This window comes from Arthrobacter sp. Marseille-P9274 (genome assembly GCF_946892675.1).
Taxonomy (GTDB): domain Bacteria; phylum Actinomycetota; class Actinomycetes; order Actinomycetales; family Micrococcaceae; genus Crystallibacter.
This window is the reverse complement of the sequence record NZ_CAMPOV010000001.1, coordinates 89,869-111,684: the sequence shown is the minus strand read 5'-3', so window position 1 is coordinate 111,684 and position 21,816 is coordinate 89,869. Positions and strand designations below refer to the sequence as shown.

18 protein-coding genes are annotated in these 21,816 nt (G+C 70.5%); 11 read left to right on the top strand and 7 right to left on the bottom strand.

What is annotated here, in order from left to right; translation table 11 throughout:
- Positions 1-272: 272 nt before the first annotated feature.
- Positions 273-1,811 (bottom strand): sensor histidine kinase, encoded by a 1,539-nt coding sequence (locus OC550_RS00460; RefSeq protein ID WP_262103351.1) that lies wholly within the window; start codon positions 1,809-1,811, stop codon positions 273-275.
- Between the two features lie 492 nt (positions 1,812-2,303).
- On the opposite strand from OC550_RS00460, the gene OC550_RS00455 reads away from it, so the two are divergent.
- Both OC550_RS00455 and OC550_RS00450 read left to right on the top strand, forming a co-directional pair.
- Positions 2,304-2,702 (top strand): hypothetical protein, encoded by a 399-nt coding sequence (locus tag OC550_RS00455; protein ID WP_262103350.1) that lies wholly within the window; start codon positions 2,304-2,306, stop codon positions 2,700-2,702.
- Between the two features lie 34 nt (positions 2,703-2,736).
- Positions 2,737-3,795 (top strand): zinc-dependent alcohol dehydrogenase family protein, encoded by a 1,059-nt coding sequence (locus OC550_RS00450; protein WP_262106209.1) that lies wholly within the window; start codon positions 2,737-2,739, stop codon positions 3,793-3,795.
- Here OC550_RS00450 and OC550_RS00445 read toward each other — a convergent pair.
- The 4 genes from OC550_RS00445 to OC550_RS00430 form a co-directional block, all read right to left on the bottom strand.
- Positions 3,782-4,429 (bottom strand): SDR family oxidoreductase, encoded by a 648-nt coding sequence (locus OC550_RS00445; protein WP_262103349.1) that lies wholly within the window; start codon positions 4,427-4,429, stop codon positions 3,782-3,784. The two genes, OC550_RS00450 and OC550_RS00445, sit on opposite strands and share 14 nt — an antisense overlap.
- Positions 4,430-4,510: 81 nt before the next feature.
- On the bottom strand, positions 4,511-4,927 hold the full coding sequence (locus OC550_RS00440) for a hypothetical protein (RefSeq protein ID WP_262103348.1): 417 nt from the start codon (positions 4,925-4,927) through the stop codon (positions 4,511-4,513).
- Positions 4,928-5,129: 202 nt separating this feature from the next.
- Complete coding sequence (locus tag OC550_RS00435) at positions 5,130-5,438, bottom strand: hypothetical protein (RefSeq protein ID WP_262103347.1); 309 nt, start codon at positions 5,436-5,438, stop codon at positions 5,130-5,132.
- Between the two features lie 185 nt (positions 5,439-5,623).
- A complete protein-coding gene (locus OC550_RS00430; protein ID WP_262103346.1) occupies positions 5,624-6,256 on the bottom strand; it encodes a cation transporter in 633 nt (210 codons plus the stop codon).
- Positions 6,257-6,459: 203 nt separating this feature from the next.
- Here OC550_RS00430 and OC550_RS00425 point away from each other — a divergent pair, with 203 nt between their 5' ends.
- Entirely contained in the window at positions 6,460-7,029 is a 570-nt protein-coding gene (locus tag OC550_RS00425) for a flavodoxin domain-containing protein (protein WP_262103345.1), read from the top strand.
- Entirely contained in the window at positions 7,026-8,915 is a 1,890-nt protein-coding gene (locus OC550_RS00420) for a heavy metal translocating P-type ATPase (RefSeq protein ID WP_262103344.1), read from the top strand. The genes OC550_RS00425 and OC550_RS00420 overlap by 4 nt, the downstream gene beginning before the upstream one ends.
- Positions 8,916-8,972: 57 nt before the next feature.
- On the opposite strand, the gene OC550_RS00415 is transcribed toward OC550_RS00420, so the two are convergent.
- The gene (locus OC550_RS00415; protein WP_262103343.1) at positions 8,973-10,001 is read right to left on the bottom strand and encodes a zinc-dependent alcohol dehydrogenase family protein; all 1,029 of its coding nucleotides are present in this window, start codon (positions 9,999-10,001) and stop codon (positions 8,973-8,975) included.
- Between the two features lie 205 nt (positions 10,002-10,206).
- Between OC550_RS00415 and OC550_RS00410 the strand changes: the two genes are divergently transcribed.
- From OC550_RS00410 to OC550_RS00390, 5 genes are all read left to right on the top strand, one after another.
- The gene (locus OC550_RS00410; RefSeq protein ID WP_262103342.1) at positions 10,207-10,551 is read left to right on the top strand and encodes a hypothetical protein; all 345 of its coding nucleotides are present in this window, start codon (positions 10,207-10,209) and stop codon (positions 10,549-10,551) included.
- A 181-nt stretch (positions 10,552-10,732) separates the two neighbouring features.
- Positions 10,733-11,167: a four-helix bundle copper-binding protein gene (locus OC550_RS00405; protein ID WP_262103341.1), complete on the top strand. Its 435-nt coding sequence runs from the start codon at positions 10,733-10,735 to the stop codon at positions 11,165-11,167.
- A gap of 13 nt (positions 11,168-11,180) precedes the next feature.
- Positions 11,181-13,601: a phosphoenolpyruvate synthase gene (ppsA, locus tag OC550_RS00400; RefSeq protein WP_262103340.1), complete on the top strand. Its 2,421-nt coding sequence runs from the start codon at positions 11,181-11,183 to the stop codon at positions 13,599-13,601.
- On the top strand, positions 13,598-14,044 hold the full coding sequence (locus OC550_RS00395) for a universal stress protein (protein WP_262103339.1): 447 nt from the start codon (positions 13,598-13,600) through the stop codon (positions 14,042-14,044). The genes ppsA and OC550_RS00395 overlap by 4 nt, the downstream gene beginning before the upstream one ends.
- 153 nt (positions 14,045-14,197) lie before the next feature.
- Positions 14,198-15,520, top strand: coding sequence for a S8 family serine peptidase (locus tag OC550_RS00390; protein ID WP_262103338.1), 1,323 nt, complete (start codon positions 14,198-14,200; stop codon positions 15,518-15,520).
- A gap of 177 nt (positions 15,521-15,697) precedes the next feature.
- Here the strand turns inward: OC550_RS00390 and OC550_RS00385 are convergent, their stop codons facing one another.
- A complete protein-coding gene (locus OC550_RS00385) occupies positions 15,698-16,459 on the bottom strand; it encodes a hypothetical protein (RefSeq protein ID WP_262103337.1) in 762 nt (253 codons plus the stop codon).
- 363 nt (positions 16,460-16,822) lie between these two features.
- Here OC550_RS00385 and OC550_RS00380 point away from each other — a divergent pair, with 363 nt between their 5' ends.
- Both OC550_RS00380 and dapA read left to right on the top strand, forming a co-directional pair.
- Positions 16,823-20,785 carry a Pls/PosA family non-ribosomal peptide synthetase gene (locus OC550_RS00380; RefSeq protein ID WP_262103336.1) on the top strand — a complete coding sequence of 1,321 codons (3,963 nt, stop codon included), beginning with the start codon at positions 16,823-16,825 and terminating at the stop codon, positions 20,783-20,785.
- A 49-nt stretch (positions 20,786-20,834) separates the two neighbouring features.
- On the top strand, positions 20,835-21,788 hold the full coding sequence (gene dapA, locus OC550_RS00375; protein WP_262103335.1) for a 4-hydroxy-tetrahydrodipicolinate synthase: 954 nt from the start codon (positions 20,835-20,837) through the stop codon (positions 21,786-21,788).
- Positions 21,789-21,816: the final 28 nt, after the last annotated feature.

Genomic DNA, 21,816 nt, shown 5'->3' with positions numbered 1-21,816 from the left:
GGGTGGCCGCGGATTCGCCAGCGCCGGACGGGGCAGCCTCCTGCCGGTCAGGGGCTGACGGCGCCGGCTGGATCCGGGCGGCGGGACGGTCGGACTTCTGCTGCTTCGGCACGCTGGCTCCTTCGGGTCTGGGCCCATCGTAGTCCCGCGGGCCGGACACCGGTTCAGGGGACCGGATTCCGGGCGGACGTGATCTTCGGCGCAATGCCCAAGGCGAGGGCAAGTATGAGCTCGGCGATCCCGAAGGCGAAGTAGAAGCCCATCAGGCTCCGTTAGGGCGTGCCGGCGTTGCCGGACGGTTCGGATTGGGGGAGCGGCACGGTCCAGCTGAGGCGCGTGCCGCGGCCGGGAGCGCTGCGGATCTCGAAAGTCCCGTGCAGGGCCTCGGCGCGCTGTTCCAGGTTGGCCAGGCCGCTGCGCCGCGCGGGGGCCGCGAAACCGCGGCCGTCGTCCTCGACGACCAGACGGACGGTGCCCTCCTCCACGGCGACGGAGACGTCGATCGTGCCTGCCCCCGAGTGCCGCACGGCGTTACTGACTCCCTCCGTGGCCACGGCGACCAGATGGTCGGCGATGGGCTCCGGGACGGCGGCGTCGACCGGGCCTCTGATTTCCAGACGGGGCGTGGCCGTGTGCGAGTTGGTGCCGTCCTGGACCGTGCGGACCAACCTGCTGCTCAGCTCCTCTTCGGTTTCCGCCTGGAGGGAGTAGATGGTGTCCCGGAGCTCCCGTATGGCTTCGTCCAGCTCCAGCGTTATGCCCGCGATCCGCTGGTGGGCGGCTTCGTCCTCCGTGTAGCGCCTGAGGGTCTGGATGCTCAGCCCGGCGGCGAACAGACGCTGGATGACGACGTCGTGCAGGTCCCGTGCAATGCGGTCCCGGTCCGCGAAGAGCATGAGTTGCTCGCGCAGCCGCTGGCCCTGTGCCAGCTCCATGGCGAGCCCCGCATGCGTGCAGAAGACGCCGGCCATCTCCAGATCAAGCGGCCGGAAGGCGCCGGCGCCGCGTTCCCGGCAGAGGATCAACAGGCTCGGTTCCCCGCCGCGGGGCGTCAGCGGAGCGAGCAGCGCTTCTCCCAGACCGTCGGCGGAGTCCTTGCCCACCAGGTCCGCCGTCAGGCAGACCTGCGGCCGCCCCGTCGCCAGGACGTCGGCGGCCACTGTACCGGCCAGCGGGAGGGTTTTGCGCAGGACCTTGTCCGCGCGGCTTCCGGCGGCGGCTTCGCAGCGGGCGAAGCTTCGGTCCGAGGTGGGCGACATCACGGCTGCCAGAGCCGCGGCGGAGGGGAGAAGCGCCTGGTTCACAATGAGCCCGCGTACGTCCTGCGACTTCGGCGGCAGCTGCGTGCTGAGGGCGACCGAGGCACGCAGCCAGCGGCGCATGGAATCGAACTGCAGGGAGTTTGCGACGGCTACACTGCCGGCCGAGACGAGGCAGACCACCACGGCCCGGTCCTCGTCGGTGAACTCTCCGCCGCCGGCCTTGCCGGTGACATGCAGGCGGCCGTATTCATGGCCACGCACCAGCAGTTGGGCGAACAGGGTCGGCACGCTGTCTCCTAGGGCCGATGCTTCTGCTCCGCCTGGACGGGAGGCGGGAACGCCGTCGTCGTCCGTCGTCACTACCGGCTCGGGGGAAGCCTCGGTAGCCCTGATGGTGCGGCCGCCGCCACCCATGTTCTCGAGCCGCAGTTCCACGGACTCCGCCTGCGTCAGGCTGCGCGCCGATCGGACCAGCCGGCGCATCGATTCATCGATGCCGAGATCGGCGGCTATTTCCATGGCTGCCAGGAGCATGTCTTGGGTCACCATTGTGCGGCTCGTCCCGACTTGAGACTCATGCTTCCCCCAAATGCGCCCGGCCGATGCAGCGCGGCAGGCGGATTACGGCCTGGTCCGGCACCCCCATCGGGCCGAATCGTGTTGTTGCTCGGGCGTGCGGTTCCCCCCGATCGCACACATGCCACTAAAGGGCATGCGTTGGGGACATGTCAAGGATGTGTCGGACGGGCGGCGGGAAGCGCCCGCTCACGGTTCCGCGCCCTCAGGGTCCCGCGCCGCAATGTGAGCCGGGTCATGGAATGCGGGACTTTGGACCCTGCCGCCCATGCGCGGCAGACGTGATGCTGTAAGCGGCGCATTTTCGGGGGCCGGTGGGGGAAACCGGTGGCGCTTGAGACAGACCCGAAAGTCCGCAGGGACGGAAGAAGTGGTGCCCTTCCAGTCCCAGCTGCGGAGAAACCGTGGGTCGTCCGCTGCGGACGGCCCACGGTGTTGTACGGCATCCGGCGCAGGGGGCGCCGAATGAACAGAACTGAAATGGGGGTCTTCATGACCATGGTGAAGGACAAAGTCTCCGGCGGCATCGCCCGCTGGCCCGGATCCGACCGGGCAGCCTTCGAGGCCGCATCGGGCCGCAAGATCAGGGTGCTGGTCCGGCTCGACACCGATCTGGAGTCGGCACGGATCCAGGTCGGCGGAACGTTGACTTCCGAAAACCTGCGCGCGCTCTACGCGGTGGCGCGGCGAACCAACGCGTTGGCTCCGGGGATCGAGATCCTGGTGGACCTCTCCGGGGCCCGGGTGACGGGGAACGCACTGGACGATCTTAAGAGCGTGGAGCGGCAGAAGCACCTGCCGGAAGCTTCGGATCCGCTGCATCTGGCGTGCCGGCTTCGCGTCTTGGACGCGATAGCGGCCTAAGCATAGCGGCATGGCAGCCTAGGAGGGCATGGCGATGAAAGCACTCGTGTACGGCGGGCCGGGCAAGAAGGCCTGGACGGAGGTGCCGGATCCGCAGCTGCTGGAGCCGACCGACGCGATCGTCAGGATCGACACGACGACGATCTGCGGAACGGACCTGCACATCCTCAAGGGCGACGTCCCCGCCGTCGAAAACGGCCGGATCCTGGGCCACGAGGGGGTCGGCACCGTCACCGAGGTGGGCTCCGCCGTGACGGGCCTAGCCGCCGGCGACCGGGTGATCATCTCCTGCATCAAGTCGTGCGGTCAGTGTCCCAATTGCAAGACGGGACTGTATTCGCACTGCCTCGGCAGCGAGGGGGCCTCCGGGATCGGCTGGATCTTCGGGCACCTGATCAACGGCACCCAGGCCGAGTACGTGCGAGTGCCGTACGCAGCCAACTCGCTCTACAAGCTGCCCGAAGGCGTCAGCGACGAGCAGGCGGTCATGCTCTCGGACATCCTGCCCACTGGCTTCGAAATCGGCGTGCAGTACGGCCGGGTTAAGCCGGGCGATACCGTCGCCGTCATCGGGGCGGGGCCGGTCGGGCTGGCCGTGGTTGCCACCGCCGGACTGTACGGGGCGGCGGCGGTGGTCGCCGTCGACCTGGACGAAAACCGGCTGGAGCGCGCCCGCGAGTTCGGCGCCACGCATACGGTCGCCTCGTCGGCGGCAGACTGGAAGGACCAGGTGCTGGCCGTGACGGACGGCGCCGGCGTAGACGTCGCCGTGGAAGCCGTGGGCATCCCGGAGACTTTCCAGATGGCGGTGGACCTGGTCCGGCCCGGCGGCAACGTCGCCAACGTCGGCGTGCACGGCAGGCCGGTGGAACTGCACCTGGAAGACCTGTGGATCCGGAACATCAACATCAGCATGGGACTGGTGAACGCCAACACCACGCCGATGCTGCTGCGCCTGGTCGAGCAGCAGAAGATTGCGGCCGAGATGTTCGCGACCCACCACTTCACCCTCGACAACATCCTCGAGGCCTACGACACGTTCGGCCGCGCGGCCGAAACCAAGGCGCTCAAAGTGGTGATTACGCGGGAGTAAGTGCGTCCTCGATCGGCGTGCTCCCGTTGTTGAACGCGATGAACCGGCCCGCCGTCTCCGGGCGTTCCAGCACGGCGGCGGCTACGCGGGCCACGTCCTCGCGGCTGACGTCGCCCTTTTCCGCAGCTTCGCCGACCTCGATCCGTCCGGTGCCCGGTTCCAGGGTGAGTCGGCCGGGCCCGAGGATGGTCCAGTCCAGCGAGGTGCCGCGAAGGTGCTCGTCCGCTGCGGCCTTGGCCTCGGCGTAGGGGCGGAAGGGGTTGTCTTCCGGAACGTTGTCCGTGCCCGAGGTGAAGTAGGAAACCATGACGTACCGCCCGACGCCGGCCTGCGCGGCGGCGTCCATGGACCGGATGGCGGCGTCCCGGTCCACGGCGTAGGTGCGCGCCGGGTTGCCGCCGCCGGCCCCGGCGGACCAGACCACGGCGTCATGGCCGCGGAGCGCCTCGCTGAGTTCCTCGGTGGTGAGATGTTCGACGTCGGCAAGCACCGCCGACGCGCCAGTCGCCTCAACGTCCGCCCGGTCTTCCGGCTTCCGGATCAGTGAGCTGACCTCGTGGCCTTGGGCGGCGAGGATGCGGGCGAGGTGCAGGGCGACTTTTCCGTGTCCTCCGATGATGGCGATCCGTGGCATGCTTGCGGCTCCTAGGGTAGCTGGGACGGTGTCACAGCCACCCTAGGCCGGGCGGCGCCCGGAAGGCCAGCTCAGTGCGGGTCACTCGGTGAGGTCGAATTCGCCGGCCTCGATGATCTGCTCGCAGGTCTGGGTGTCGCAGGAAATCAGGACGACCCGGATGGCTGCGGTGCCCTCCTCGAAGGCCACGTAGTCGCCCGCGGCGAGGAAGGTCACGTCCAGGGAGTCCTCCCCGCCGTTGCAGTCGGCGGTGCTGGAGAAACCGTTGCCCGTGGCGACACGGTTGTCGTCGACGGTCTGGGCGGCGTCCACAAAGATGTTGATCGTCGAGCCGCTACTGCACTCGAAACTGACGGAGACTGTGGCTCCGGCGCCGTCGGCCAGGAGCGTGCCTTCATCGGGAACAGTGACGCTGGCGGCATGGGCCGCGGCGGTTCCGGCGAACGCAAGCAGGGCGGCAAAGCCCACGGCCGAACAGGTACGTGACAGGGTTTTCATGATGGGTCCCAAGAAATGAGCGGTGGAAAGAATCCGGTGCCTCGAAAGGCGTGCCGCGCCGGCCAGCCTGGAGCCCGCCGTCGCGGGTGCTCGCCACGATATGGACACCCACATCATAGACCCGGGCCTTCCCGCGCCAACACGGCCGAAAGGGCCAAATCCTGCCCCCGATCCTTGGCGCCGGACGCGGCTGCCGGCCGGGTCAGAAGCCCAGCAGGAGCCAGGTCAGCAGGCCGGCAACGACGACGGCCACCGCCCCGGCGGTCAGCCAGGTTCCGCCGCGCCGCCGCTGAGGCTGGTCCTTGGCGACGGCTTTCTGCGCTGCCTCCCCGGGGATGGGGACGACCTGGATCATGCCGGTCCGCAGTTCCTTCCGCGTCGGCATGGGGTCCCCGACGGGCGTCTCGACGATCGGTACGACCGGGATCATGCCGGTCGGCGGAACCGGGTCGGCCGCGCCGGTGCGGATGTCGCGGCGGCGCGGGTAAGGGTCGGTGTCGCCCGTGTTCATGAACTCAACTTTCGGCCGGCAGCCAGGGCCGGACCAAGCAGGGGATGGTTATCAGGATCCGGCGCGGCACGGATGGTGGCGTCAGGTCCTCGGTCATTTTAGGTCCGGATGAAGCGATTCACCTGGAGCTGCGGCCGAAGAGCAGTGAGATTCCTGCCACGCCGGCTGCCGGACCGCAATGGCGGTCAGTCGATCTCCTCGCCGGCCAGGGCCCTGGCCGCCAGGCGCTCTTCTTCGGCGGTCTCCCAGACCTCCTTGGCGGCACCCACGTTGAGGATGACGATGACCAGGCCGAGGACGATGTCCGGCCAGCCGGAGCCGAACCAGGCGGTCAGCAGCGCCATCGCGATGATGGCAACGTTGACGAGCACGTCGTTCCGGGCGGAAAGGAACGCCGCGGCGGACAGCGAACCGCCGTGGTGGCGGAACCGGGCGAGGATCAGCGAGCAGGCCAGGTTGACCACGGCGGCCCCGCCGGCGGTCAGCACCAGGGAGAGCGGATCCGGCGGCTCGGGGGAGGCCACTTTTGCAAAGGCCTGCCAGGCGGCGGCGAGGGCGGGCAGGAGGATGATCAGGGCCATCGCCTTGCCGGCCAGGGCCCGGCGGTGCAGCGTCCAGCCGAGGGCGGCGAAGATCAGCAGGTTGATGGCGGTGTCTTCAAGGAAATCGACGCTGTCCGCGAAGAGCGAGACGGAGCCGATGGCAAGGGCGACGGTGAACTCCACGAAGAAGTAAGCCAGGTTCAGCCCCGCCACCCACAGCACGGCCCGCCGCAGCCTGCGTTCGAGTTCGTGCCCCGCTGCTGCCGGTGTCTCCACGTGCGGCTGACCTCCCGCGGGCCGCGCAAACCCCGGACCCCTTGGCTGTGCTTACCCCTGCAGGATACCGGGACGCGGGACGCTGGCGCCGCCGTCGTCCCCGCCGGATGGCTGCCTGATTGGCGGCCTACGGCACTGGGCAGACGCGGTGGGCCCGGCTACGCTGATGCTGCCGGGCGGTGCGGGTGCTTGGGAGGCGCTTCATGCGGATATTGGTGGCTTTTGCCAGCAGGAACGGGTCGACGGGGGAGATCGCCGGGCGGGTGGCCGGCCGGCTGCGGGGAGCGGGCCGGAACGTCGACGTGGCGGAGATGGGGGACGGGCCGGAGGTTTCCGGGTACGACGCCGTGGTGCTGGGGAGCGCTGTGCATAACCAGGCCTGGCTGCCGGAGGCCTCGGACTTCGTCTCGCGGCACGTGTCGGCGCTGTCCGGCCTGCCCCTGTGGCTGTTCAGCGTGGGGATGCCCGATGGGTTGCCCAGGCTGCTGCGGGCGAAGGCGAAGGAACTGCAGGAGAAGCGGATCCTGGGGCTGCTCGGGGCCGATGTCCTGGAGCCGCGCGGGCACCGGCTGTTCTCCGGGGTCTACCTCGAGGGCCAGCTGAAAGGCGCGGCGCATTTCTCGTTCAGGCTGATCGGCGGGCGTTTCGGGGACTTCCGGGACTGGGCCGCGATCGAGTCCTGGGCGGACGGTATCTCGCAGGAGCTGGCGGCGCGTTCCGGCACGCTGCCCAGCCAGGACCAGGCCGGGGGGAGCGGGCGGGAGGACGTTTGACGCTGATCAGCCGATACCCGCTGGTAGCGGCCACGCTGCTCTGTGCCGCGGCCGTGGCCGGGCTGCTGCTGTTCGGCTATCCGGAAGCGGCGCAGTGGACGGCCAGCCTGTACGCGCTGCTGGTGGCTGCGCGGCTGACCTGGGACATGGTGCGCCAGCTGCTGCGCGGGCACTGGGGCATCGACCTGCTGGCCGTGACCGCGGTGGTGAGCACCGTCGTCGTCGGCGAATACGTTGCGTCGCTGATCATTGTGCTGATGCTCGCCGGCGGGCGGGCGCTCGAGGACTTCGCCCAGGGCCGGGCGCAGCGCGAGCTGAGCGCGCTGCTGGAGCGGGCGCCGATGATGGCGCACCGGGAGCGGGAGGGCGAGCCGCCGGAGGAGATCAGCGTGGACGAGGTCCGCCTTGGTGACGTACTGCTGGTGCGCCCGGCGGAGGTGCTGCCGGTCGACGGGACGCTGCTGTCCGGCTTCGGCTCCTTTGACGAGTCGGCACTGACCGGCGAGAGCCTCCCGGTGGAGCGCACGGCCGGGCAGGACGTGATGAGCGGCGCGCTCAACGGGCAGGCGGCGGTGCGGATCCGGGCCACGGCGACGGCGGAGGACTCGCAGTACAGCCGGATCGTGGCGCTGGTCCGTGAGGCGTCCGCCAGCCGTGCGCCGGTGGTCAGGCTGGCCGACCGGTACGCGGTGCCGTTCACCGCGTTCGCCTTCCTGCTGGCCGGAACGGCGTGGCTGGTCAGCGGCGACCCGGCGCGGTTTGCCGAGGTGCTGGTGGTGGCGACGCCGTGCCCGCTGCTGATCGCGGCGCCGGTGGCCTTTGTCAGCGGCATGGGGCGGGCGGCGAAGGCCGGGATCATCATCAAGAACGGCGGCACGCTGGAGAAGCTGAGCCGGGTCAAGGTTGCGGCGTTCGACAAGACGGGCACGCTGACCGGCGGCCGTCCGGTGCTGCTGGCGGTTCGGCCGGCCGGTGACGCGGGGCGGCGGCTGGGACCGGACGGGCTGCTGCGGCTGGCTGCGTCGGCCGAGCAGTACTCCTCCCATGTGCTGGCGGCGTCGGTGATGGAGGCCGCGTCGGACCGCGGGCTGGAGCTGCAGGCGGCCTCCGACGCGGAGGAGGCCGCCACCCACGGCGTCGCTGCCCAGATCGGCGGGCTCGCCGTCGTCGTGGGCAAACCGGCCTTCGTGGCCGAGCGGTCGCGCGGTCTGGAGCGGACTCCGCTGGCCAGCGGCGAGATGGCCGTGTATGTGGCGGTGGACGGGGACTTCGCCGGGACGCTGGTGATGAGCGACGCCGTGCGGCCGAACGCCGCCTCGGTGCTGGAACAGCTGCGTGCGCTCGGGGTGGCGGAGACCCTGATGCTCACCGGCGACGCCCGCGAGACGGCCGGGCACATCGCCGCCGAGGTCGGGCTGACCCGGGTGCAGGCGGAGCGCCTGCCCGCGGACAAGGTGGAGACGGTGCGGGCCCTGCGACAGCGGCCCGTCATGATGGTCGGCGACGGCGTCAATGACGCGCCCGTGCTGGCGGCGGCCGACGTGGGCGTGGCCATGGGCGCGAAGGGGTCCACCGCGGCGAGCGAGTCCGCCGACGTGGTGATCATGCTCGACGATCTTTCCAAGGTGGCGCAGGCCGTGGAGATCGGCCGCCGCAGCGTCAAGATCGCGCTGCAGAGCATCTGGATCGGAATCGCGCTGAGCATCGGGCTGATGATCCTCGCGGCACTGGGCTTCATGCCTGCGGTGGCCGGAGCGCTGTCGCAGGAACTGGTGGACCTGGCCACGATCCTCAACGCCCTGCGGGCACTGGGACCGGGGCGTACGACGACGGCGGCTGCGGTCCCGGCGGAGCGGGAACCGCGCTATTCGGGTTCCGTCCGGTAGCGCCATGGAAGCCATGCTCGGCCTGAGCACGGACCCCGCCGGGCCGCCCGGACAGGTTCACGGGGCCGAGCCGGCGGAGACCCGAAGGACCGCCGCGCCGGTGATCCGGTCGGCGGCCAGGTCCCGCAGCGCCTGTCCCGCCTGTTCCAGGGGATAGCTGACCGTGGTGGGGCGCAGCGGAATCCGGGCGGCCAGCTCCAGCAGTTCCTCGCCGTCCCGCCGGGTGTTGGCGGTGACGCTGCGCAGCTGCCGTTCCTGGAAGAGCTCGGCCGTGTAGTCCAGCGGCGGAATGGCGCTGAGGTAGATGCCCGCAACGGCCAGGGTTCCGCCGCGGTCCAGCGCACGCAGCGCCGCCGGCACCAGGTTGCCGGCCGGCGCGAAGAGGATCGCGGCGTCCAGCAGCTCGGGCGGTTCGTCCTCGGCGCCGCCCACGAAGGCGGCGCCCAGCCGGGCGGCCAGGTCCTGCGCCGTCCCGGAACGGGTCATCACGTAGACCTCGGCACCCTCGTACATCGCCACCTGCGCGGCCAGGTGGGCCGAGGCGCCGAAACCGTAGATGCCCAGCCGGCCGCCGGGACGCAGCGCGGAGCGGCGCAACGCCCGGTAGCCGATGATGCCGGCGCAGAGCAGGGGTGCGGCCTGTTCGTCGGTGAACTCGTCCGGAATGCGGTACGCGAAATCCTCCGGGACGGTCGCCCGCTCGGCATACCCGCCGTCGTCGTCCCAACCGGTAAACCGCGGCGCCAGGCACAGGTTCTCCGCGCCTCGCCGGCAGAACCGGCAGCTGCCGCAGGTGCTGCGCAGCCACGCGATGCCCACGCGCTCGCCGACCCGGAACCGCGTGCAGCCCCCGCCGGCCTCCAGCACGGTGCCGACCACCTCGTGCCCGGGCACGGCGTGCCGGCGGTGCGGCGGCAGGTCTCCCTCGGCCAGATGCAGATCCGTGCGGCAGACGCCGCAGACCCGCACCTGCACCAGCAGCTCGCCGGCACCGGGAACCGGATCGGGAAGATGGCCGAAGCGCAGCGGACCGTGGCGGACCGGGCCCGTCAGCGGGGCAGTATGGTCGATCCACCAGGCCTTCATGACCCCTCGACTCCCTGGGCGGATGGGGATTCCTCCAGTATCCCTGCGCCGGGCGGCTTTGGGCAGGGGCTTGGGCCGTGGGGAGGGGCTCCCACCGGACTAAAATCAGGTGTTTCCCATGTTTTGCCGGTGGACGACGGTAGCTCTTCGCCCACCCCGCACCATCTCTGGGACGACACGATACGGAACTACACCTGGAGAGCATTTGGAGCACGAGGGCAAGGCACTGGCCGCCGACGAAACCGACACCTACCATCACCGCAGCCCCGGCGTCGCCTCGGTCCACGTCCGGGCGATCCTCACATGGTGCGCGATTTTCCCGATGGTCGCGGTCGGAATGACCGTCATGGGGCCGTTCACCGAGGGGTGGCATCCCGTCCTGCGCGCACTCGCCCTCACGCTGGTGGTGGTCCCGATAGCGGTCTACGTGGCGGTTCCCCGACTGCTGCTCCTGCACAGCCGCCTGGGCAACGCCGCGCACCAGCGAACGGTTCGGCGCAAAGAACGCCGGTCCGCCCGCGCGGCCAGGCGCCGCACGTCCCGTCCCTAGCGGCGAAGCCAGCGGCGACGTATCCGGGCCGCAGGGACAGGGCGCGGCCACCGGCGGAATACCTGCCGAATGGCAGGTGCGGCTTCGCGCGAACAGGCGTAGCCTCGCATCCATATCGCCGCGGAAGCCGCCGGCCTTCGAAAGCTGCGTCGCGGCCCGCGCCCGACGGCAGGGAGACCCGATGAGCAGTACGCAGCACGTGCTGGCCGTGCACCCGACGGCCCCGGAAACCGCCCCCGAGCACCGCCTGGCCCGCGGAGTGTGCATCGATGCCTGCTTCGACTGCGCCCAGGCCTGCCGCTCCGGTGCGGACGCCTGGCTGGACGAACAGGGCGCGGCGAACATCCGCACCTGCCAGCGCGCGCAGGACAACTGCGCGGACATGTGCCTGGCGGCCGTCTCGATCCTGCCGCGGCTCGGATCGCCCGGGACGGACAGCGGGAAGGCCTTCATGGGGGCGCTGCTCCAGGCCTGCATGTCCGCGTGCCGGGCCTGCCAGGAACAGTGCGAACCGCATCTGGCATTCCCGCACTGCCGTCTCTGCCGGGAGGCCTGCGCCCGCTGCGAGCAGGCCTGCGCCGACCTGCTGGACTCGCTGCGCCTGACCAGGCCGTGACGGGAGCAGCACCGTGGAGCAGCAGATCCCGGCCGACAAGTCCTACATCGTGTGGTTCGAAGACACGGGGATGGCCGACGTGCCGCTGGTGGGCGGCAAGAACGCGTCGCTCGGCGAGATGGTCCGGACGCTGGCCGGTGCGGGCGTCCGCGTGCCGGAAGGTTTTGCGGTAACGGCCGAGGGCTACCGGGAGTTCGTGCGGGCCAATGGCATGGAGCCGGGCATGCGCGGCTGGCTGGAGCGCTACCGCTCCGGCGACGTGGCGCTGTCCGAGGCCGGGCACGCGGTGCGGGAGCTGTTCCTGGCGGCGCAGTTTCCGCCGCACCTGGCCGCGGCCATCCTGCAGGCGTACCGGCAGCTCTCGGAGCGTTCGGGTCTGCCAGCGGCCGCGGCGGCGGTGGCCGTGCGCAGCAGCGCGACGGCGGAGGACCTGCCGGACGCAAGCTTCGCCGGCCAGCAGGAGACGTTCCTGAACGTCGCCGGAGACCAGGTCCTGCTGGAGTCCTGCCGGCGCTGTTTCGCCTCGCTCTTCACGGACCGCGCGATCAGCTACCGGGCCATCAAAGGCTTCGACGACCTGCAGGTGGCCCTGTCCGTCGGCGTGCAGCGGATGGTCCGGTCCGACGTGGGTGCCGCCGGAGTGATGTTCACGCTCGACACGGAGACGGGCTTCCCGGACGCCGTGGTGATCAGCGCGGCGTGGGGACTGGGCGAGACGGTGGTGCAGGGCAGCATCAACCCGGACAAGTACCTGGTCTACAAGCCGCTGCTGGGCCGCGACGGCTTCGCCCCCATCATCGAGCGCACGCGCGGCGAAAAGGAACGCAAGATGGTGTACGGCCGGGGCGGCAGCGTGCGCACGCGGCTGGTCGACACCAGCGAGCGGGAACGCAAAGCCCTGGTGCTTACCGACGGCGAGGTCCTGCAGCTGGCGCGCTGGGCCGTCGCCATCGAAGACCACTACCGCACGCCGATGGACATGGAGTGGGCCAAGGACGGCACCACGGGCGAGCTGTTCCTGGTCCAGGCCCGACCCGAGACGGTCCAGACCGGGCGCAGCGGCAGCCGCTTCAGCGTCCACCGTCTGCTCGGCGAAGGGCGGCTGCTGGCGAAGGGCGCCGCCATCGGGGACTCCATCGCGGTGGGCGAGGCCTGCGTCATCCGCAGCGCCGCGGATATCGACCGCTTCCGCGACGGTGCCGTGCTGGTCACTGAGATGACGGACCCCGACTGGGTTCCGGTGATGCAGCGGGCCGCCGGCATCATCACCGAACACGGCGGCACCACCAGCCATGCGGCGATCGTGAGCCGCGAACTCGGCGTTCCCGCCGTCGTCGGCACCGGCAACGCGACCGACGCGATCGGCGACGGCGACCAGATCACGCTCTCCTGCGCCGAGGGCGACGAGGGCCACGTCTACGCCGGCGCGCTGGAGTTCGAGACCGAGGAGATCGACCTCGCCGAGCTGCCGCAGACTGCTACCGGGGTCATGGTCAACGTGGCCAGCCCGGCCGCCGCATTCAGCTGGTGGCGGCTGCCGGCGGCCGGGGTGGGGCTGGCCCGGATGGAGTTCATCATCAACGACGTCATCCGGATCCACCCGATGGCCCTGGTGCATCCGGAGCGCGTGGCGGATCCGCAGGAGGCCACGCGGATCCGCGAGCTCACCGCCGGCTTCGCGGACCCGGGGGAGTACTTCGTCCAGACGCTCGCCACCGGCCTCGGCAAGCTCAGCGCACCGTACTTCCCCCGCCCGGTGATCGTGCGGCTCAGCGACTTCAAGACCAACGAATACGCCCACCTGCTCGGCGGCAGCGCCTTCGAACCGGCCGAAGAGAACCCGATGCTCGGCTTCCGGGGTGCGTCGCGCTATTACGACGAGCGCTACCGCGAGGGCTTCGCGCTCGAATGCCGGGCGCTGAAGCGGGTGCGCGAAGAGCTCGGCTTCGGCAACGTCGTCGTCATGGTCCCCTTCTGCCGCACGCCCGCGGAGGCGGACCGCGTGCTGGAGGTGATGGCGGCGAACGGGCTGGTCCGCGGGGAGAACGGGCTGCAGGTCTACATGATGTGCGAGATCCCCTCCAACGTGGTCCTCGCCGCCGAGTTCGCCATGCGCTTCGACGGCTTCTCCATCGGATCCAACGACCTGACCCAGCTGGTGCTCGGCGTGGACCGGGATTCGGAGCTGCTCGCACCGCTGTTCGACGAGCGGGACGAGGCCGTGAAGCGGATGATCAGCCAGGTCATCGTCGCCGCGCACGCGGCCGGCATCAAGATCGGCATCTGCGGGCAGGGCCCCAGCAACCACGCGGACTTCGCCGCCTTCCTGGTGGACGAGGGCATCGACACGATCTCGCTGAATCCGGACACGTTCGTGCGGACCGTGCCCCGGATCGCCGAGGCGGAACGGCGGCGCACGGAGAGGAAGCCATGAATAACGACGACGGCGCCCGCCGCCCGCTGGTCCTGGTGGGCGTGGACGGATCCCCGCACGCGCACCACGCCCTGCGGGAAGCCCGGCGCTTCGCCGGCCTGCTCGGCTGCGACATCGAGGTGCTCACGGCCTGGCAGTACCCCCTGATGGTCGAGCCGACCGCGGCCTACCAATGGAATCCGGCGGACGACGCCCGCGAGCTGCTGCAGGCCAGCGTTCGCGACGTGTTCGGCTCCGAAGAGCCCACCGGGGTGGCGCGGACGATCCAGCAGGGACAGGCTGCGCACCTGTTGATCGAGGCCAGCCGGCATGCGGAACTGCTGGTCGTCGGCTGCCGCGGGCACGGGGGATTCGCCGGCCTGCTGCTGGGGTCGGTCAGCTCGGCGGTGGCCGCGCACGCGCACTGTTCGGTGCTGATCACGCATATCGAGCATGTGTCGTAGCGAAGCCGGAACATAACGAAATGGTTTCAAACTGCCCTAGACGGGAACTGGCGGCAGCGCCATACTAATTCCAACCGCGCGCTTGGGGGCGGGTGTGACGGACGGCAAGGCAATCGGGGGATTGGCATCTAGGTCCGTACTTGGGAGGACATCATGGGAAGAAAGCGCTCGGGGGCCGGCCGGCTCCTGGCTATGGGAGCCGCGCTGGGAATGGCGGCAGGCGGCTGGAGTTTGGCCCCGGCTTCGGCGGCGCAGCCGCTGGACGAATACATCGTGGTCCTGAAGGACAACGTGGACGCCGAAGCCGTTGCGGACGTGCACGACAACCAGTACTCGATGACCGAAACCGGCACCTACAGCCACGCCGGGCCTGCCTATTCAGCGGAGATGACCGCGGCGGAAGCCGGGGACGTGGCGGCCGACCCGAGCGTCGCCTATGTGGCGCCGAACCGGACCTTCTCGCTTGCGGAACAGACCGTCCCGCGCAGCGTGACCCGCACCGGCGCGGACGAGTCGAGCGCCAAGGCCGGTGACGGCAGCGGCACGGTGGGCGTCAACATCGCCATCATCGATACCGGCATCGACGGCAGCCATCCGGACCTGAATGTCCAGGCCGGCGTGGACTGCAGCAGCGGCAGCGCCACGGACGAGTCTCCGGTGATCGATGTCTACGGGCACGGCACCGCGGTGGCCGGCGTCGCCGCGGCCAGTGACAACGACACGGGCGTGGTCGGCATGGCGCCCGGCGCCCCGCTGTGGTCCGTCCGGGTGATGGACAGTGCAGGGGCGATCTCCGAGGCCGCCCTGCTGTGCGCCTTCGACTGGGTGACGGCGACCCGCACGGACGATGATCCGGACAACGACATCGCGGTGGCCAACGTCAGCATCGGCGGCGGCGGCACGGACGACGGCGACTGCGGCAGCAGCGGCGACCCGATGCATGCGGCGATCTGCCGCTCGGTCGAGGCCGGCGTGACCTACGCCGTCGCCGCGGGCAACAGCGGCATCGACTTCGCCACCACCGTCCCGGCTGCCTACGACGAGGTCCTCACGGCCACGGCCATCGGCGACTTCGACGGCAAGTCCGGCGGCGCCGGATCTTCGGTCTGCGACGGCGAAGACCTGGCCCGGTACGCCCAGGATGACGGCCCGGCGTCGTTCTCCAATTACGCCACCGGCTCCGGCGACCAAGGCCACACCGTGGCCGGACCCGGCGTCTGCGTCCAGTCCACCATCCCGGGCGGCTACGGGAACAACCACGGCACCAGCTTCGCCAGCCCGGCGGTCGCCGGCACCGTGGCGCTCTGCCTGAGCAGCGGCACCTGCAGCGGCGATCCCGCGTCCGTGATGGAGAGCTTCCTGAACGCCACCGCCGAGTACAACGAGTCCAACCCTGACCAGGGCTTCACCGGCGACGCCTCCAGCGGGGACGGCTCGCGCTACTTCGGTTACCTGATCCGGGGCTCCATCTTCTAGCCCGCTCCCGCGCCCACGGCGCCTGACATATAGAGGACAACGACGGCGGCGCCCGCCGCGGCAGGAACCCTCCGGAGCCTTCGGGCCCGGAGGGTTCTCCCGCGGGAGGGCTCTCCGGCACCACCGGGAACTGTTCGACTCCGGCGACTCGCTGGAGATGTACGTCCGGGCCCCTGATCACCCCCGCGCTGGTCCTGGCGCGGCGAAGACCGCATCCTCGACGCCCATGATGATCCGGTCGCCCGGAACCGCCGTCCGCAGGAAGGCCGTGACCGTGGCCAGGTCGGTGGAGATGCAGCCCCAGGATTCCTCCATCCCCGCGTGGAGGAAGATCGCGTGCGAGAGGCCGGGCCGCGGTTCCATGTCCGGCGGCCGGTTGTAGTTGATGACCGCGGCCTGCTCGTAGAGCCCGTCCTCCATGAGCTCCCAGAGGTTCTCGTCCGGCCATGCCCCTGTGCCCTCGAAGTATTGCTGGTAGTGGTCTCCCGGACGGGCGCCCCATCGCGAGGACGGGCTGAGTTCGTGGTATTCGAGCGCGGTGCCCGGGTTTTCGCGGCCGAAGGCCTCGGTGACGGTGTAGGAGCCCGATGGCGTCAGCAAAGAGTTCACCCGCACCGGTCCGGGTTTGCCGAATCCCTCGCTGCCGGTGAAGCCGACGGCCTCCCATTCTTCGGCGTAGCCGCCGGGGACCCGGACGCAGGCGGTCAGCTTCACCTCCGTTTTGCCGTAGGCCTCCCCGATGGCGAAGGTGACGTGGTCGGCGCCGCCGGCTTCGAAGGCGACCCGCCCCTCGGCCAGCAGCCGGCACGGTCCCTCGGCGGCTGGCGACGGGGCAGGGCTCGCCGCCGGGCCGGCGGAACCGGACACCGGCGCGGAGCACCCGGTGGCGGCGGCGAAGGCCAGCGCGAGGGCGGCGGCGCGGTGCTTGGCTGGTGTCATCGGCAACATCCTGCCAGCCGCGGGCGGTTTCGTGGGACGCCGACCACCGCTTTCGAGTAGTGCGATCGGCAGGACCGGTAGTTGAAACGGTCAATTGCGTAGTTGCTTAGGGCAACTCCCGTAGGCGCTACGCATCACAGCTCCGGCTTCGGCTTCGTAGGGTTCAGGTGTGGGGGAAACGGCGGGACGCACTGTCCGCCGACCTAACGTTCTCTAACCAGCTTTACGAGACCTAGCTTTACGGCGCAGCCGGCAGCCCAAGGCCGCCGGCGGTGCCGCGTTGCCCTGCCATGCCTCGGTGTCACTCGCACCATCCGGACGGCAGGGATGATCCGGACTTCTGTGGGGGAAATTTTGGAATCGTTGAAGAGTGTTGCACTGCCGCACGCCGTGGCGGCGGCCGGCCTGCTGGAGAAACCAGTCTGCCCGGATGAGGCGCCGCTCGCGGGGCCCGCGCTGTATCCCAGCCGGCCGCCGGCGGAGGAACGGACGCTGGTGGACATCATCCGGCAAACCATCGCCGGCTATCCGGAGGCTCCGGCCATCGACGACGGCGCCACCTGCCTGAGCTACCGCGACCTGGGCGCGCGCATCGACGAAATGGCACACCGATTGTGGGCCTCGGACATCGGGGCCGGGGACAGGGTCGGCATCCGGGTGCCTTCGGGATCGGTGGACCTGTACGTGGCGATCCTGGGCGTATTGGTAGCCGGCGCGGCCTACGTCCCGGTGGACGCCGACGAGCCGGACGAACGGGCGGAGACCGTCTGGGCCGAGGCACAGGTCTGCGCGGTGATCGGCGAAGGGCTGGTGGTGGCGACGATTCCCGGCGTCCAGCGGCTGGGACACAGCCCGCAGCCGCACCCCGACGACGATGCTTGGATCATCTTCACCTCGGGCTCGACCGGAAAGCCCAAGGGCGTGGCCATCCGGCACCGTTCCGCGGCGGCGTGGGCGGATGCAGAGGCGGAGATGTTCCTGCAGGATCATCCGCTCACCCGCGGCGACCGGGTACTGGCCGGGCTATCCGTCGCCTTCGACGCATCCTGCGAGGAGATGTGGCTGGCCTGGCGCAACGGGGCCTGCCTGGTGCCCGCGCCCAGGTCACTGGTGCGATCAGGCGCGGACCTCGGCCCGTGGCTGGCCGAGCGCAGCGTCACCGTGGTCTCCACCGTCCCCACATTGGCCGCGCTCTGGCCCAAGGAGGCGCTGGCGGACATCCGGCTGCTGATCTTCGGCGGCGAGGCCTGCCCCGCCGAACTGGTGGCCAGGCTCGCCGGACCGGAGCGCGAAGTCTGGAACACGTACGGGCCCACGGAGGCGACGGTGATCGCGTGCGGCGCGGCCCTCGACGGTTCCGGGCCGGTGCGGATCGGGCTCCCGCTGCGCGGCTGGGACCTGGCCGTGGTGGATCCTGAAGGCCATCCCGTCGCCTGGGGCGAGGAAGGCGAACTCATCATCGGCGGCGTGGGCCTGGGCCGCTACCTGGATCCGGCCAAGGACGCGGAGAAGTACGCGCCGATGCCCACCCTGGGCTGGGAGCGCGCCTACCGCAGCGGCGATCTGGTCCGCGCGGATCCGGAGGGCCTGCTCTTCGTCGGCCGCGCCGACGAGCAGGTCAAGCTCGGCGGCCGGCGGGTGGAGCTGGGCGAAATCGACGAGGCGCTGGCACGGCTGGACGGCGTGGCCGCGGCCGCGGCGGCGGTGCAGACCACGCCCAGCGGGAACAAGGTGCTGGCCGGCTACCTGGTCGCCGACGACGGCGCCGAACTGGACCTGGCGTCCTGCCGGAAGCGGCTCGCCGAAGTCCTGCCCGCGCAGCTGGTGCCGGCCCTCGGCGTGGTGCCGGAGCTGCCGGTGAAGACCTCGGGCAAGGTGGACCGCAAGGCGCTGCCCTGGCCGCTCGCGGCCGCGGACGGCGCGGGCCATCGGCTGACCGGGACCGAGGGCTGGCTGGCCGACAAGTGGACGGATTTGCTGGGACCGGTCCCGTTGGACGGCGACAGCGACTTCTTCGCCCTGGGCGGGGCCAGCGTGGCAGCCGCACAGCTGGTGGCCAAGCTGAGGACCCGCCACCCCGCGGTTTCCATCGCCGACCTCTATGCCCGCCCGATGCTCGGCGACCTGGCAGCGTACCTGGACGGACTCGCCACCACCACCGGGGAGCAGCGCGAGGTCCGGCCCACGCCCTGGTGGACAGGGCTGGTGCAGGCGCCGCTGATTGCCGGTCTGTACGGCGTCTCCGGACTGCGGTACGTGACCGGCATGGCGATCGTCTGCCTGCTGCTCTTCAATTTCACGGATACGCCGTGGGTGCCCAATCCTCCGCTGCTGCCGACCCTTGCGGCCTGGATGGTGCTCTTCAGCCTGCCGTCCCGGGCGATCTTCGCTGTGCTCTCGGCGCGGGTGCTGCTCTGGCGCCTCAGGCCCGGCGTGTATCCGCGGGGCGGTTCTACGCACCTGCGGCTGTGGGCCGCGGAACGCATCGCCACCTTCGGCAAGCTGGAGCCGTTGATGGGAACGCCGATGGCCGCCTGGTATGCCCGGGCCCTCGGCTGCAGGATTGGCAGGGACGTGCACCTCGACGCCTTGCCGCCGGTCACTGGTCTGGCGGAGATCGGCGACGGCGCGACCATCGAATACGAAGTGGACCTGGCGGGCCACTGGCTGGAAGGGGACCGGCTCCATGTCGGCCGGGTCCGGATCGGCAGGAACGCCCGCGTGGGCACCCGCTCCATCGTGATGAACGAGGCGCGCATCGGGGCCGGGGCGGAAGTGGAGCCGGGCAGCTGCGTGAACGGCATCGTCCCCGACGGCGAACGCTGGGCCGGCTCGCAGCTGGAGCGGGTCGGCATGGCGGGCGACGAATGGCCGGCCGAAACCGGCGCGGCGCCGCGCCGGCGGCCGATCGCCCTGCTGTACCCGCTGGGAACGCTGCTGCTGACACTGATGCCCATGGTCGCCGTCGTACCCGGTGCCCTGCTGGTGCTCGCGGTGACCCGCGGGATCACCGACCTGGCGGCGGCGCTGCTGACGCTGGCGGTGTGGAGCCCGGTGTTCCTGGCGATGACCGTGGTGCTTTACCTGGCGGTGACCGCCGGGCTGGTGCGGCTGCTGGCCCTGCTGATCGTGCCGGGCTTCCACAGCGTGCATTCGGCGGCGGCGTGGGCCGCCTGGCTCTCCAACCTGCTGCTGGCGAAGTCCCTGGTGTCCGCCTACCCGATCTACGCCAGCCTGCTCACCCCGCTGTGGTTCCGGCTGCTAGGTGCCCGGGTCGGCAAGCACGTGGAGCTCTCGACGATGGAGACCATCCCGCATCTGAGTAGCTTCGGGGACCGGTCCTTCATGGCGGACCACTCGCTGGCGACCGCGCCGCGCGCCCGCGCCGGGTGGCTGCACATCGGCACGGCCAGCGTCGGCGGGAAGTCCTTCGTGGGCAATTCCGGGATCGTCGGCGCGGACAACAAGGTGCCGGACAACTCGCTGATCGCCGTGCTCTCCTCGGCGCCGCAGGACATGCCGGCGTCCTCGAACTGGTTCGGTCGCCCGGCGGTGGAATTGCCCCGCCCGGTGGACCAGTCGGACTCGGCGCGCACCTACAACCCGCCGCGCCGCCTGCTGGTAGCGCGCGCCGCCGTCGAAAGCTGCCGTTTCCTGCCCGTGGTGATCACCGCCTGGCTGGCGCTGGCGACCGTGTGGATTCTGGCCCAGATCTACCTGCAGGCCGGGCTCCTGGCGGCCGCGCTGCTCGCCGGACCGGTGCTGCTGGCCAGCGGTTTCGCCGCCTGCCTGGTGGCGCTGACGGCGAAGTGGGTGCTGGTGGGCAGGTTCCGCCCGTCGCAGCATCCGCTCTGGACCTCCTTCATCTGGCGCAACGAGCTGGCCGATGTCTTTTCCGAGTCGCTCGCCGTGCCGGGCCTGGTCCGGATGAGCCTGGGCACGCCGATGTTCAACTTCTGGCTGAGGCTGCTGGGGGCGAAGATCGGCCGCAGGGTCTGGTGCGAGACGTGGTGGCTGCCGGAGTTCGACCTGATCAGTATCGGCGACGGCGTGAGCATCAACCGCGGAACCGTGCTGCAGACGCATCTCTTCCACGACCGCATCATGCGGATGGAGCAGGTCGATTTGGAGGATTACTCCACGCTGGGGCCGAACAGCATCGTGCTGCCGGGCAGCCGGCTCCAGGCCCACACCATCGTGGGGCCCGGCTCGCTGGTCATGCGTTCGGAATCCGTTCCGGCGGCCAGCCACTGGGCCGGCAACCCGATCCGCAGCTGGTCGCCGGGGGTCCGCCGCCAGCAGCAGCTCGCCGAAAGCACCGACTGACCGCACTGCAACCTGACCGCACCGCAACATTTTCCGGGGGGAACCGACCATGACAACCATCCACGGCCTTGAAATAGCGACGACGGCGGCCACCACGTTCGGGAACGTGCTCACCGCCATGGTCACGCCTTTCGACCAGTGCGACCGCGTGGACCTGCCCGCCGCGGAGCGGCTCGCAGCCTGGCTGACCCGCGACGGCTGGAACGACGGCATGGTCGTGAACGGCACCACGGGCGAGTCCATCGCCACCACCGACCACGAAAAGTCCAAGATGGTCGGCGCCGCCCGGCGCGCGGTCGCCGGCAGCGGCAAGCGCGTCATCGCCGGCGTGGGAGCGGGCGACACCAGGCACAGCATCCGGCTGGCCCAGGCGGCGGAGCAGTGGGGAGCGGACGGGCTGCTGCTCGTGGCGCCCTACTATTCCCGGCCGTCGCAGCGCGGGCTGCTGCGCCACTTCCTCGCCGTGGCGGACAGCACCTCCCTGCCGGTGATGCTCTACGACATCCCGCAGCGCACCGGCGTCGCCATCGAACCGGAGACGTTCGCGGCGGCGGCCAAGCACCCGGGCATCGTCGCGGTCAAGGATGCGAAGGGCGATCTGGAGAGCAGTTCCTGGGTCATGCGCGAGACCGGGCTGGAGTACTACTCGGGCGACGACGCCCTGAACCTTCCGCTGCTGGCGATCGGCGCCGTCGGCTTCGTCTCCGTGGTCGGCCATGTCGTGGGGGACAGGTTGGCGGAACTGTTCCACCTCTACTCGCAGGGCCGGGTGGACCAGGCGCTCGCGGTGCACCGGGAACTGCTGCCGGTCTACCGGGGAATGTTCCGCGCTCCGGCCGCCGCGTCGGTCAAGGCCGCGCTCGCCGCGCTGGGAATGCCGGCGGGCAGCCTGCGCGCGCCGCTGGCCGAACTAAGCGCCGAGGAACACTCCGCGCTGCTGGCCGACCTGGCCGGCCTGACCGGCGTGGCCGCCTCCGGCGCCGGCGTCTCCCAGCCCGTCTGATAGCCGACCGACCTGCCGACCGACCCGT

Bases quoted from the DNA above. Each gene is read 5' to 3' on its own strand.
- OC550_RS00455 (WP_262103350.1), top strand. From the start codon at position 2,304: ATGAACAGAACTGAAATGGGGGTCTTCATGACCATGGTGAAGGACAAA.
- OC550_RS00450 (WP_262106209.1), top strand. From the start codon at position 2,737: ATGAAAGCACTCGTGTACGGCGGGCCGGGCAAGAAGGCCTGGACGGAG.
- OC550_RS00445 (WP_262103349.1), bottom strand. From the start codon at position 4,429: ATGCCACGGATCGCCATCATCGGAGGACACGGAAAAGTCGCCCTGCAC.
- dapA (WP_262103335.1), top strand. From the start codon at position 20,835: ATGACAACCATCCACGGCCTTGAAATAGCGACGACGGCGGCCACCACG.
- OC550_RS00435 (WP_262103347.1), bottom strand. From the start codon at position 5,438: ATGAACACGGGCGACACCGACCCTTACCCGCGCCGCCGCGACATCCGC.
- OC550_RS00415 (WP_262103343.1), bottom strand. From the start codon at position 10,001: ATGAAGGCCTGGTGGATCGACCATACTGCCCCGCTGACGGGCCCGGTC.
- OC550_RS00425 (WP_262103345.1), top strand. From the start codon at position 6,460: ATGCGGATATTGGTGGCTTTTGCCAGCAGGAACGGGTCGACGGGGGAG.
- OC550_RS00385 (WP_262103337.1), bottom strand. From the start codon at position 16,459: ATGACACCAGCCAAGCACCGCGCCGCCGCCCTCGCGCTGGCCTTCGCC.
- OC550_RS00405 (WP_262103341.1), top strand. From the start codon at position 10,733: ATGAGCAGTACGCAGCACGTGCTGGCCGTGCACCCGACGGCCCCGGAA.
- OC550_RS00460 (WP_262103351.1), bottom strand. From the start codon at position 1,811: ATGGTGACCCAAGACATGCTCCTGGCAGCCATGGAAATAGCCGCCGAT.
- OC550_RS00395 (WP_262103339.1), top strand. From the start codon at position 13,598: ATGAATAACGACGACGGCGCCCGCCGCCCGCTGGTCCTGGTGGGCGTG.
- OC550_RS00390 (WP_262103338.1), top strand. From the start codon at position 14,198: ATGGGAAGAAAGCGCTCGGGGGCCGGCCGGCTCCTGGCTATGGGAGCC.
- OC550_RS00440 (WP_262103348.1), bottom strand. From the start codon at position 4,927: ATGAAAACCCTGTCACGTACCTGTTCGGCCGTGGGCTTTGCCGCCCTG.